A 14,090-nucleotide genomic window follows, 5' to 3' on the forward strand; every position below is an offset into this window, starting at 1 on the left:
CTAGTCTTATTTTTGAGATATTTATTTTTTTGTGGTTGTAATAAAGTTTTGTTACAAAAAAATCTAGATTATTTATAGCTAAACTTTAAAAAAAAATAACAATGGTATATTTTTATACCTTCGATGCATCAAAAAAGTTTTGGCATAAGTGGAGGTAAATTTTTGATAGAACTCTGATGTTTGAAAGAAAATAGGAGAAGATAACGATTCAAGAAGTAGATCACAATTTATTAACTAATTTCATTAACAAATTAAGCTTTGCTTGCATACCTAGTACGAAGAAATAGGTAAATTTTTTCAGACAATTATATGTAGGATCGCTATAGTTTACCTTTAAAAATCCTAAAGGACTATGGTTGATAGCATGAAAACTTTTATTGGAGCTGAATCTAGCTCCCCTTATGACGTAAGATTCTCTTCCGAACAATGGGTTGAGGTGTTGGTCGACTGTCCAGGGGTACAAGGATTATATACCTACCATATTCCTCCAGAATTAAGCATAAAATCAGGAGATATACTAAATGTTCCTTTTGGTTCTCAAATGGTGGGGGGAATTGCTATCCGTCGGGTAACTTCCCTTCCTCGTGATCTTGATATACAACGAGTTCGCGATGTAGAGGATGTAATTACAGCAGGGTTCTTTCCTTCTGGATATTGGGAATTACTTAATCGAGTTGCCCAATATTATTGTACAGATTTAATAACGGTGGTTCGAGGAGCGTTACCACCAGGGTTATTGGGACGATCACAATATCGTATTCGTTTAAAATATAAAATTCTACCTCCTGAGGCTAAAACTTTTTGTAGTTCAGTGGCTAGAAAAATTTTAAACTTATTGCTGTCGCAAAAAGACGGAGACTACAGTAGTCAATATTTACACCGAGAAGTTATAGGAGCAAGTCGGGGGATACGAGAATTAATCAAACGGGGTTGGATTGAAAGTTATCTCAACCCCCCAAAAATGAATAAACCCAAACGACAAAAGGCTGTTACATTAGTGGTTGATCGCTTTCCCACAAATTTGACTAAACAACAGTTAGAAGTGTTACAGGTATTGCGTCAGCAAGATGGGGAATGTTGGTTGACGGAATTAGTTAAACTTTGTAATAGAAGTTCTCAAGTGGTGAAAAAGTTAGAAGAAAAAGGGTGTGTTGTAATTCAATATAAAGAAAGATTAAGGTTATTAGAACAGCCTCAATTAAATAAAGATCACCCAAAACCATTAACCACATTTCAAACAAAAGCTCTGAACGTTATTAAAGCCCTAGAAAACTATGCAGAAATTTTATTACATGGGGTAACAGGTTCAGGAAAAACAGAAGTCTATTTACAAGCTATTGCCCCTTTATTAGATAAAGATAAATCCGCCCTAGTTTTAGTTCCCGAAATTAGTTTAACTCCTCAATTAACCGATCAGTTCCGGTCTCGTTTTGGAAATAAAATTTGTGTTTACCATAGTGGGTTATCAAAGGGGGAAAGATATGATACTTGGAGACAAATGTTAACAGGAGAACCCCAAGTTGTCATTGGAACCAGATCAGCAATTTTTTCACCCTTACCTAATTTAGGATTAATTATTCTTGACGAAGAACATGATTCGAGTTTTAAACAAACTCAAATTTTACCCACTTATCACGCCCGCAATGTTGCCTTATGGCGAGGAGAAATAGATAATTGTCCAGTAATTTTAGGATCAGCCACTCCCTCGTTAGAAACTTGGATAAAAATAGCTAATACGAAACAAAATAACTCTCTCCCTTTATCTGCCTCTTCCTCTCCTAATTCTTACTATTTATCTTTACCAGAAAGGATTCAATCTCGTCCCTTACCTCCGGTAGAAATTATAGACATGAAACAAGAATTAAAATTAGGAAATAGTTCTATTTTTAGTCGTTCTTTACAAGACGCTTTAGCCGAGCTAGAAAGCTCAAAAAAACAGGGTATTTTGTTTATTAACCGTCGGGGTTATAGTACTTTTGTTTCCTGTCGTAGTTGCGGTTATGTTTTAGAATGCCCCCATTGTGATGTATCTTTGTCTTACCATTATGCTCATGAAGGAGCAATGGAACTGCTGAGATGCCATTACTGTAATTATAGTCAAAGTCAACCTAGTCGATGTCCTCAATGTAGTTCTCCTTATTTAAAATTTTTTGGCAGTGGAACCCAAAAAGTAACCCAAGAATTAACTAAACTGTTTCCGTCTCTACGTCCTTTACGTTTTGATAGTGATGCGACAAGAACTAAAGGATCACATCGTAGTTTATTAACCAAATTTGCTCAAAGAAAAGCAGATTTGTTAGTAGGAACTCAAATGCTAACAAAAGGGTTAGATATAGCCCAAATAACCTTAGTAGGAGTCATAACAGCAGATGAACTATTACATATGTCTGATTACAGAGCAGCAGAACGGGCTTTTCAAACTTTAACTCAAGTAGCAGGAAGGGCAGGAAGAGGAAATGATTCCGGCCGAGTAATTATCCAAACCTATTCACCGGAACATCCTGTTATTCAATCAGTCAGTTCCCATGATTATCAAGGCTTTATTGAAACTGAATTACCCCAAAGAGAGGTATTAAGTTATCCTCCCTATGGACGATTAATTTTAATTAGATTGAGTGGAACTAATAAAATAGAAGTTCAGCAAACTTCTCGAGCATTAGGAGATATTTGTCGAGATAAAGTAGGAAAAGGTTGTGAAATTTTAGGTCCTGCACCAGCAAATATTATGCGAATAGCTAGACGTTATCGCTGGCATATTTTATTAAAGTTTGATCCTAATGCTCAAGTAATTATTCCAGATATTAACAACTTAAAAAAGGTTTGTCCACAATCAGTTAACTTAACCTTTGATATTGATCCATTAAGAATTGATTGAACAACAAAAACTATAAATAGTTTAACCTATAATGTACTATTATTTCATAAAATTATTTCTTGTATAAGAGATAAATGTAATTATTTTCAATGAAATTTTTTAAGGGGTTTTTTTAAAAAAATAAATTTGTCTATTTTAGAGATTATATAGTCATATTTATTATTTAATAGTAAACGGTTTAAATTAATAATAATTAACAAATAATGACCACCATTAGTGTTATGATCTGAATCGGTTTAGTTTACCTGTATAAGAGAGTCTCAAAATTACCAGAAGACTTATCGTAAAAAAAAATTGTGAAATAGTTATGTTAATTATGTTAATCTTGTAGCCTTAGTTTTTAAATTCAGAGTAGAACTAAATGCTCACAATGACTATTTTCGTTAAAATTGCCTTGTCACCAATTAATTATTGAAATAATTAATTTTAATTGGATTGAGTGGAACAAATAAAGATATTTAATGTTGATGTTTTTAAATATTTTTTTGAATATTATTTAAGTAACACTGCACGGCATAGATCATAAAAAGATTACGCATCACTAGTACTTATAGTAATATTTTATTATTTCATGTTTTATTTAAATGTTTAAAATACTATTTTGATAATTTATTTACCTTTGAAAGTACAACTTGTAATCTAGAGAATATTTCACACTAAAATCTCACAAAAATTTCAAAAAATATTAAATGTGCAGAACTAAATAGACAAAATGAAATGATCTCATTTATCGTCTAGTAAATATTGCTCTTTTAGGCTTGTGACAATATGTCAATAAATAAAAATTAAAAGTTTTATATTGCAATATTTATTAAATTTAAAAAATTAATGATCATTCAAAATAGCTAAAAATAATTATTATTTTCAGAATTAATTTAATAAAAAATTAGATAATAGAAAGTATACTGACAAATAGTTTTTATAAAAAAAAGTAATTTTAAAACTAGTTAGGTAGTCGCTAAGTACTACAATATATGGGATAAGAAACAAATTAAATCTCGACAATAGAAATTACCTAAGATGACTGCTAATATTTAGCGAATCTACTTTGAGAACTAGTATTGCTGAAAGTTAATCTAAAATATTTAATGAATTAATCTTCTACTATTTTTTAGACTATAGAGTGTGCAATTATGATAGTGATCTCGAACATTATCTATCATCCAAAGCTTACACGCACTACAAAATGATAAAAAAAGTTAAACGAAAACTAATTGATATGATTCTAGGTTTTTTATCTAAACAAATACCATTACGGATAATATCAGGTACTATTTAGTATAGGCAAATATTTTACTTAAAGTTTTTATACTGGCGTGACTAGTAATTACTTGCTCCGTTAAGAATTACTATTGTGCTAGACTAACTAAAATGACAAGATCAGATAGAGGATCTATGAAAACTTTTAAGTTTAGAAGTAGTGACTAGTTATGAAACGAAAACACAAGGAATAAAACTAGAAAAAATCAAAAAAAGATAAATTGCTAATAATTAGACTTTTTATGATCGTTGACTTCAAATTCAATGGTAATTTTTTGATTGTGCTTAATAACTCTTAATATGTGAGAGAGTAAACTAAATACTTAATTCTAGATTAGGACTAAGAATTGATTAAGTTTCCTAGAATATTGATTAACTTAGTCTAGTTATCGAGCATATCTGTCGACAAGAAAACCTAGTTGACTATTTGCTCGACGAATGTTTTATTTATCCTAAATTTGTCAGAAAATGGAAGTAGAGTTAACTGTAGTAGAAAAAAGTGATCGTCTTGATCGTTGTTTATCCCAACTTTTAAAAGATATCTCCCGATCACGTCTCCAAAAACTCATTCAACAGGGAAATGTTCAGGTTAACCGTCAAATTTGTACTAATAAGAAAATTAAAGTTAGTTTAGGCGATCATCTACTTATCTCTTTTCCTCCTCTTCAACCATCGAATCTTGAACCAGAACCCATTCCACTCGATATTCTTTACGAAGATGACTCCCTTATTATCATTAACAAACCCGCAGGGTTAGTTGTTCATCCAGCCCCTGGACATCCTACTAAAACATTAGTCCATGGACTGTTGTATTATTTTCCTGAATTAGCAGGAATTGCAGGAGTACAACGACCAGGAATTGTCCATCGTCTTGATAAAGATACAACAGGAGCGTTAATGGTAGCAAAAACTGATTATGCCCACCAGCACCTACAAAGTCAACTAAAAACAAAAACAGCGCGACGAGAGTATTTAGGGATAGTTTACGGTGGTTTTCATTTTCAGTCACCGGGAAATTTTTCTACTCACGATCACAAGGAACATGGCACAATTAACTTACCTATTGGCCGTCATCGAGTTAATCGCAAAAAAATGGCAGTGGTTCCTGTGGAAAAAGGAGGACGCGAGGCGGTCACTCATTGGGAAATGTTAGAAAAGTTAGGGAACTATACTCTAGTTAAATTTCGACTAGAAACCGGACGCACGCATCAAATACGGGTTCATAGTAGTTATTTTGGTCATCCAATTGTAGGTGATCCACTGTATTCTTCTAAAAGATCGGTCGGAGTAAATTTAACAGGTCAGGCTTTACACGCTCATAAGTTGAGTTTAGAACATCCAGTTACAGGAAAACCAATTGAGGTAGTCGCCCCTTTTCGAGAGGCTTTTACTAAACTTTTGACTACATTGCGTAAACGATATTCAAACACTTGATAAAACAAGGTAAAAAAAGTAATTTGTATTTTACAAATGAAGTATGTTGTTAACCAGAAAATTTTTTGAATATTTTTATTAAAATACTTTAGGAAATTTTAGAGTCTTGCCGCTCTAGTACTACTTTGTGGGGAATAGCAGCCTCAGTAGGGGTAATTGGTATTTTGGGGCTGAACTATCGAGCTATTCCAAAATTTACTTCCTCGTTGTTAGAGGTACGGGTAGACTGAAATTTATTTCTCAAGGAATAGCTCTTCTATTCTATGGGGTTGTAAGTTCGGCTTATGAACTCTGTCTCTGGTCTAGTATTATTTTAAACATCGGAGAAGGCTATGACAAATCCAATAAAGAAACGGGCAAATTAAGCATATTTCGCTGGAGGTAGAAGTTTCTTGGCAAAAGCATCGGATCGAATTTAAAGATGTCCAAGCAGCTATACGGACTGATATAAAATAAGGGTTAAATGTCACACGAAAACTGTATGTACGGCTGAAGCAATATAGAAAAGTTTCCCTGATTCGCACAGGACAGTCTATTTCTTTTTCAAGACTAGAAAACCAAGAGGCTGAATTGGCTTGTTTTTGGGGAGTTCCCTTCTAGGGCTTATAATAATTGCCAACCCTAGCATTAGAAAATTGAAATGAAAAAATTACTACAGCGTTGGTCAACTATCTTAGCTTGTTTAGTTTTAGTTGGCGGTTTACTCTTAACGGGATGTTCTAGTCCGTCGGCCACTTCTTCTGATGCCAATACTAGCGAAAACTCAACTCTATCCATGCTGACGGGTCAAGAGAATCAGCTAGATATGGACAATTATGTTCCTAGACTTGAAGGTAAAGCAATAGTAGAAATGATTATTAAAGGCTTTCCCGTTACGATTGAAGTCAATGGAAAAGATGCTCCCGTCACCGCTGGAAACTTCGTTGATTTGGTTAACCGCGGCTTTTACAATGGATTAATTTTTCATCGGGTAGTTAAAGAACCCCAACCTTTTGTTGCCCAAGGAGGAGATCCCCAAGGAACTGGAACCGGCAGTTTTGTTGATCCTGATACAAAGAAAACTCGTTATGTTCCCCTTGAGATTAAATTAGAAGGAAATGAAAAACCTATCTATAGTAAGGCTTTGGGTCGGCAAGGAGCTTCTGTTAAAAAAAATGTAGTTCTATCCCATACTCGTGGTGCAGTAGCTATGGCTCGCTCTCAAATGCCTGATACTGCCTCTTCCCAATTCTATTTTGCTCTGTCTGATTTAACTTTTCTTGATGGAGACTATGCTGTATTTGCTTATGTCACTAAAGGAATGGATACTGTCGATAGCCTTAAACAGGGCGATCATATTGATTCAGCTAAAGTGATTTTTGGATTAGAAAACCTAAAACAATAATTTATAGAAGTTTAATACTAAAATACTGACTTGAATGACTTGTTGATGATGGCTTTAGTGAGGCTGAGTATAAAACAGTCATAAAGTTTGAGTCCGTTGGCTTATTTAACAGACTGTAGTTGCTGAAAGTTCATGACACGACTACGTTATCGTTAATTCGCAGAATCCTTACGTCTTAGAATGACAGAAAATTACGGACGGAAAGAAAAACAGTAGCTCCATGGTAAAAACAGTATTTGTTGAAGTCTGGTGCTATGCAGATAAAATATCGTCCTAATTCTACCGGAGTATTTTGTGATTGGGATCACTTCTATAGTTAGGATATTGAACTGTTCAAACATTTTATACATCACAGGTTCTTCTCCATTACAAGAAAACATTTCTTGATTTAATCAGCCATAATCGTTTTGTGGACTTATGCCTCAGGCAATGACGTTGCTGTGCTGTTTTTATGGATTTATCAAAGCTAAATTACACGGACAAGTTTTATCAATTATACTCCGATATAGGTCTTTCGTCAGGTCTTCAAGAATAGTGCGCTTCCTGTTCTTGAGAAACTAAAGAGTTATATAGGGTATGTAATTTTTAAAATTTTTAAAAAAGCTATATTGACAAAGACTTCAGGCAACTACTTGCTATTTACAAAGGATGAAGTAAAAGTTAGTTTAACTGATTTATAAAGTTTTTTTATAGGTATTTTGAAATTAAAACGATTAACGACAAACTTTAAAATATTTCTCGGGTTGAACAAATATTCAATATCCCGAAATATTTGGGATTGTTTTGTTAACTTTTTTGCTCGCCTGATTGCTTATACTTATTTACAAAAAAAATTTTTTCTCGGTTTAGGAGAACAAGATCAGCTAATCTTGTCTACCACTATTTGAAACAACCATTGTAGTTTTTATTTTATTATTGGCGATTGTTATTTAAGATTATCGTCAACTTTGTTGTTTTTAAACTTACGTCGTCTTAATCATAGATATGACGCTGAGAGAACAAGTTCAATATAAAATCAAAAGCAATAACTCCTATGCCGAAATTAGTTTATGTGTCTTCTGTATGTTTTTGAAAATCATGTCCCAAGCCAATGTAGTCAATAATACCTTTAATCTTAAAGATTCTCAATACTATTTCAATCGAGAATTAAGCTGGTTAGAATTCAACTATCGAGTCTTGCACGAGGCATTAGACGAACGAACTCCACTTCTAGAACGCCTAAAATTTACCGCAATTTTTAGCTCTAACCTTGATGAATTCTTTATGGTTCGCGTAGCAGGGTTAAAACAACAAGTAGCTGCTGGTGTAAGTAAATTAACTCCTGATGGTCGGACTCCTTCTCAACAGTTAATCGATATTGGTGCACGTCTTCGTCCTTTAGTTAAACAGCAGGATCATCTGTTTGAATACACCCTCAAAAATCTCTTAATTGCTCAAGGAATTTACTTAATTAACTACGTCGATCTCGATCAAGAACAACGTACTTATCTACATCAATATTTTGATGATTATATCTTTCCAGTACTAACACCATTAGCCGTTGATCCGAGTCATCCTTTCCCTTATATTTCTAACCTAAGTCTAAATTTGGCGGTTGTAGTTCGTGAACCTAACACCGCAAAAGAACATTTTGCAAGGGTTAAAGTTCCTCAAGTGCTTCCCCGTTTTGTCGTATTCCCCAAGGAATTACGCCATCAAGAAAATGAGCATACTGCTGTCTGGACAGGAGTTCCTCTTGAACAAGTAATCGCCCATAACTTGGAGGCTTTGTTTCCGGGGATGATTGTGCAAGAATGTCATCCCTTTCGTTTAACTCGCAATGCGGATCTATTAGTAGAAGAGGATGAAGCTGATGATCTTCTATTAGCCATAGAACAAGAACTTCGCAAACGTCATGTAGGTAAATCTGCAGTTCGTTTAGAAATACACACTTCTACCCCCAGTAACATTCGAGAACGACTGATAAAAGATTTAGTTTTAGATGAGATTGATGTCTATCATATCGATGGGTTACTAGGACTCAAAGACCTATTTTATTTTATGTCCATTCCTCGCTCTGATCTTAAAGAGAAACCTTGGAGTGCAGTCATTCCTAGTCCTTTACAACGAATTAAACAAGTTTTTAACAACAATGAAGATAGCATAATCCAACAGAAAGGAGAAAATATTTTTTCCCTAATTAAAAATTCTGATTTGTTAGTTCATCATCCCTATGATTCTTTTAGTGCTTCTGTTGAAGAATTTATTAACCAAGCTGCATATGACCCTAATGTTTTAACAATTAAGATAACCCTTTATCGTACTTCTGGCGATTCTCCTATTGTCAAAGCTTTAATTGCGGCAGCAGAAAATGGTAAACAAGTAGCAGCCTTAGTGGAATTAAAAGCCAGATTTGATGAAGAAAATAATATTCTTTGGGCGCGGCGCTTAGAACAATCTGGCGTCCATGTTGTTTATGGCTTAGCGGGACTCAAAACTCATACTAAAGTAGTCTTAGTAGTGCGACAGGAAGATAATAAAATTCGGCGTTATGTCCATATTGGAACAGGAAATTACAATTATAAAACTGCTAAGTTATACACCGATCTAGGCTTATTAAGTTGTCGAGAAGAACTGGGGGCTGATTTAACAGATTTATTTAATTTTCTCACAGGATATTCTCGTCAGAAATCCTACCGAAAATTGCTAGTCGCTCCCGTCACTATGCGTAATCGCATGATAGAAATGATTTATCGTGAAGCACAACATTCTAAAAATGGAGGAAGTGGACGCATTGTAGCTAAAATGAATGCCTTAGTTGATTCCCAGATGATTAGAACCCTCTATGAGGCTTCTCAGGCAGGAGTTAGAATCGACTTGATTGTGCGGGGAATTTGTTGTCTACGTCCAGGAGTTAAAGGGATTAGTGACAATATTAATGTTATTAGTATTGTGGGTCGTTTTTTAGAACATTCACGAATTTTTTATTTTCACAATGGTGGAAAAGAAAAAATATATATTGGGAGTGCAGACTGGATGACTCGTAACCTTTCTCGTCGGGTTGAAGCTATAACTCCTATCGAGGATCCATCAATTATGCAGGAGTTACAAGAAATCTTAGGAATTATGCTAGCTGATAATCGTCAAGCTTGGGAATTACAGTCTGATGGTAGTTATATTCAAAGACATCCTGGGGAAAATTGTCGAGAACAGAGTGCGCACGAGATTTTCATGAAAATGGCATTAAAGAGTCAACAGTTAACATAAAGAAATAACTGAATATAGAGGTTAATACTTATTGTCTTTTGTTATGAAGCCCAAGAGACCTCATAGGCAGTCTATGATTAGACTATTAACTGTTCTCGAAACTTTTCTACCACTAAGTTTAACCCGACAGAATTAGAGGCTTTAAAAAGTAAGCGATCGCCCGGTTTGACGATTTCTTTTAATCGTTCAATAAGTTCCTGATGGGTAGAGATACAATCAGTGATCACACCTAGTGCGCCCTGGGTAATTGCCTCTGCCTCAGGATCATTAACCAACACTAACAAATGATCAATCTCTAATTCCTTTACCATTTTTCCAACTTCACGGTGGAATTGAGCTGATTTTTCTCCTAATTCTTTCATAGTTCCTAGAATAGCTAAATGTCGTTTGCCAGGAATCCCTTTCAACAAATTTAGAGCCGCTTTCATAGACTCTAATCCTGCATTATAGGTCTCATCGAGAATGATAATGTCACCTGACAATTGATATTTTTGGGAACGTCCTTCAGGTACATGAACCCCAACTCCTTGAGTCAAAGGAGTTAAATCGAAATTTAGACATTTGGCTACAGCCAAAGCCCCTAAATAGTTTAAAGCATTGTGATGACCTGGTAACGGCACAGGAAAATTCATCCCCTCTACCTGTAAAGTTTGAAAATCAATTAATTTGCCAGTTATATCTCCTCCTTCAAGCCCATAAGTAATGGTTTTTCCTGACCAAACTTTCTTTGCCGTTTGAATTAAAAGAGTATTATCGTGGTTGAGAATAGCAATTCCCTCTTGAGACATTTGAACTAATAACTCACATTTAGCTTGCGCGATCGCCTCTTTTGAGCCTAGTCTCCCAATATGGGCTGTTCCCACATTTGTAATTAGCCCAATAGTGGGACGGGCTATTTGAGTGAGTAAAGCAATCTCTCCTAGAGCTCGCATACCCATTTCAACTACCACATAATTATGATCAGTCGTTAGATCTAATAAAGTTTTAGGAACACCAATTTCATTATTGTAGTTACTTTTAGTTTTGTGTACTTTCCCCTGTGTTCTCAAGACAGCTGCAATTAATTCTTTTGTAGTTGTTTTGCCAACTGAGCCTGTGACAGCTATCACCGGAATATCAACTTGATTACGCCACCAATGAGCAATTTGTTGATAAGCAACTAAAGTGTCTTTGACTTTAAACTGTGGTATTTTCTTACTTAAATTTACTGGTAAATAGTGATCGACAATCAGAGCTACTGCTCCCTTTACTGTTGCATCTTCTGCAAATTCATGTCCATCAAAATGGCTGCCTTTTAATGCCAAAAATAATTCTCCTTTTTCGATGGAGCGGCTATCTGTACTAATTCCTTTAGCCCTTTCATAAGGAGTAAAATCAAAAACTTGTTCTAAATTACTTTCAAATAAATTAAGAAAGTTGCTGAGATAAATTTGGAATGACATAATGTTTCAATCAAACTCTTTTATTGAAAAATAAACTTGAATTTAGTGATTTTATAATAACAAATATTACTTAACAAATATATCTAATTTTAGCTACAGTTATGATACTATGATAGTAGATTTTATAGATCTACTTGGTATCTAAAGCATATTTAAGAAGCTTAATGTTACAATGTTGACTATCTAGCTTTGAATATTCTGAATCAATGCTAAAAATCATTCTAATGAACAGGTTATGTGCAAATTAATTCGTCCGGGTGCTTATTCGATTATTGTCTGAATTTTGAATGTGATATTTTAATCATCCGTTGACAGATAAAGCCTCAACTACACAATTGTATTCCTAACCTAATTAGTCTGTTTAAAAATTTAGTGGAACTTTGTAGTGTTTTTTAGCATTACATCAATTAAATTCACTATTTGGTTAAAAAACTTAGTAAATCTAATGAATTTACTAAATTTCAGTGGTTAGTGAGAATAATTAATGTTAAAAGCACCAACAATTAATTCATAAGCAATCTTATCCATTGTTATTAATAATTTATACAAATATTATTCATCTACAGACGATAGTAGAGGTCGATATAAACAAATCGTTGTAAGTATTAAGCACAACACAGAACTTTACTTATAAGGTTGGGATTGTTCAACTAATACCACTCTTCAGGCTTAAATTAATGACACTAGAATATTGTCAAATTTAAAATTCTACGTTTTCAATAGAGTTAAGTCCTGTTTTTAAACACTTTGTGTAGACATAGTAGACGATAGTCATACTTATGAAAGTATGTCCCATAATTTTTCTAACTCCAATTGTTTCCGCCTAAACTATTAAATGGTTTCAACAAGATTTTTATAAGTATTTAATTATTATTTAACAACCTTTAATATACAAAAAATTAATTAAAAAAACTATCCATAACGTCTTCTGAAATATTATACCTGAATACAATAATAAAAAATCCAATAAATTTTTAATGGTGCAGATATCGAATCAATTATTAAATTTTTTCACCGTTAAAAGTATTCAGTAGCCGGAACACTATGTTTTCACTAAAAATATTACTTTTAGTAAAGTGAATTTAACTATCTTAAGCCAAATCAAGTTTTTTTCAAATGAAATCGACTGAGATCATGACAAACTTCTCATTTTTATATCCAGAAGAATGAGAAGTTTGCTATGATTTGAAAGTTTCCTGTTTAAGAATATATAACTAACTATCAACTCTACACAGTCAATAATGAGGTTACTTTGTCCAAAATACTCAACATCATCAGAAGTTCCTCTATTTATCTATTTGCCAGGAATGGATGGAACGGGGAAGTTATTACATCGACAAGTTAAAAAATTGACTCAATTTTTTAACGTTCGTTGTTTAGCAATTCCCCAAAATGATTGTAGCAACTGGAATACTTTAGTTTCTCAAACCATTTGTTTAATTGAAAAAGAACTCAAGCATCATCCTCAATTTTCTTCGGTTTATTTATGTGGAGAATCTTTTGGAGGATGTTTAGCGATCAAACTTGCTCTAAAGTCTCCTGAATTAATTAAAAAAATGGTTTTAATCAATCCTGCTTCATCTTTTACACAACGTCCTTTATTAAGTTGGGGAAGTGAATTAATTCAATGGGTACCGGAGATTCTACATCAAACTTCAACCCTAGGATTTTTACCATTTTTAGCAGCTTTAGGAAGAATGCAAACAAAGGATTATCATGTTTTATTAAAAGCGATGCAGTCAGTTCCTCCATTAGTAGTTAGTTATCGACTGAAGTTATTACGGGATTTCAACGTCGATGAAGCACAATTAAAACAGTTAACCCAACCTATTTTAACCGTCGCTAGTGATAGCGATTACTTATTACCGTCTGTCACCGAAGGAAAACGATTAGTCAACTGCTTACCTAATAGTCATTTAGTAATCCTAGCTAATAGTGGACATGCTTGTTTATTAGAAACTGAAGTTGATTTAACTAAACTGCTTCAAAACTATAATTTTTTACCCCTCAAAATCACAGCCAATGAACACTAAAACCGATAAGACTTATTAATTTCTAGTCATTATTGAATATCTTAATACGAAGAAAATATTAGGGAAGATAGATATTCAAAAATGTAACAATAATTTTAGCACTTTTAGGTTTATGAGATAGCTCTGTAAGGTACACAACTACTGCTAATATCACTATTAACTCTAAAACTATTACCGACAGTAACAGGATAATAAGGGGTGATATAAACCTATATCTTTAGATTAAAATCTAGCTGTTTAGGAGCGAAAATTTTCTGTACCATACATTTTTTTAAAAGTATTTTTATTTTGATACGTGCGTATCAAGGTAGACTAAATGTAGACTTTTTACAGCCCTATAGGAATATAGAAAAACTTATTATCCTTATATAAATTTTTATAAAAAAGGAAAAATAGCATGTAATGAAAATTCAATC

The 14,090-nt window shown here is 33.6% G+C and carries 6 protein-coding genes and 1 pseudogene; 6 read left to right on the plus strand and 1 reads right to left on the minus strand.

The window, feature by feature from the left end:
* Nucleotides 1–352: 352 nt before the first annotated feature.
* From priA to ppk1, 5 genes and pseudogenes are all read left to right on the plus strand, one after another.
* A complete protein-coding gene (priA, locus tag ETSB_RS01180) occupies nt 353–2,875 on the plus strand; it encodes a primosomal protein N' (protein WP_044105822.1) in 2,523 nt (840 codons plus the stop codon).
* Between the two features lie 1,728 nt (nt 2,876–4,603).
* Nucleotides 4,604–5,569 carry an RluA family pseudouridine synthase gene (locus ETSB_RS01185; RefSeq protein WP_044105823.1) on the plus strand — a complete coding sequence of 322 codons (966 nt, stop codon included), beginning with the start codon at nt 4,604–4,606 and terminating at the stop codon, nt 5,567–5,569.
* Between the two features lie 95 nt (nt 5,570–5,664).
* Nucleotides 5,665–6,169: pseudogene (locus tag ETSB_RS01190) on the plus strand (photosystem I assembly protein Ycf4).
* Nucleotides 6,170–6,209: 40 nt separating this feature from the next.
* Entirely contained in the window at nt 6,210–6,953 is a 744-nt protein-coding gene (locus ETSB_RS01195) for a peptidylprolyl isomerase (RefSeq protein ID WP_044105824.1), read from the plus strand.
* Between the two features lie 1,077 nt (nt 6,954–8,030).
* Nucleotides 8,031–10,199, plus strand: coding sequence for a polyphosphate kinase 1 (gene ppk1 / locus ETSB_RS01200; protein WP_044105826.1), 2,169 nt, complete (start codon nt 8,031–8,033; stop codon nt 10,197–10,199).
* A 77-nt stretch (nt 10,200–10,276) separates the two neighbouring features.
* Here the strand turns inward: ppk1 and ETSB_RS01205 are convergent, their stop codons facing one another.
* Nucleotides 10,277–11,641 carry a UDP-N-acetylmuramoyl-tripeptide--D-alanyl-D-alanine ligase gene (locus ETSB_RS01205; RefSeq protein ID WP_044105828.1) on the minus strand — a complete coding sequence of 455 codons (1,365 nt, stop codon included), beginning with the start codon at nt 11,639–11,641 and terminating at the stop codon, nt 10,277–10,279.
* A 1,241-nt stretch (nt 11,642–12,882) separates the two neighbouring features.
* On the opposite strand from ETSB_RS01205, the gene ETSB_RS01210 reads away from it, so the two are divergent.
* The gene (locus ETSB_RS01210) at nt 12,883–13,674 is read left to right on the plus strand and encodes an alpha/beta fold hydrolase (RefSeq protein ID WP_044105829.1); all 792 of its coding nucleotides are present in this window, start codon (nt 12,883–12,885) and stop codon (nt 13,672–13,674) included.
* Nucleotides 13,675–14,090: the final 416 nt, after the last annotated feature.

Origin of the sequence: cyanobacterium endosymbiont of Epithemia turgida isolate EtSB Lake Yunoko, assembly GCF_000829235.1 — a bacterium.
Taxonomy (GTDB): domain Bacteria; phylum Cyanobacteriota; class Cyanobacteriia; order Cyanobacteriales; family Microcystaceae; genus Rippkaea.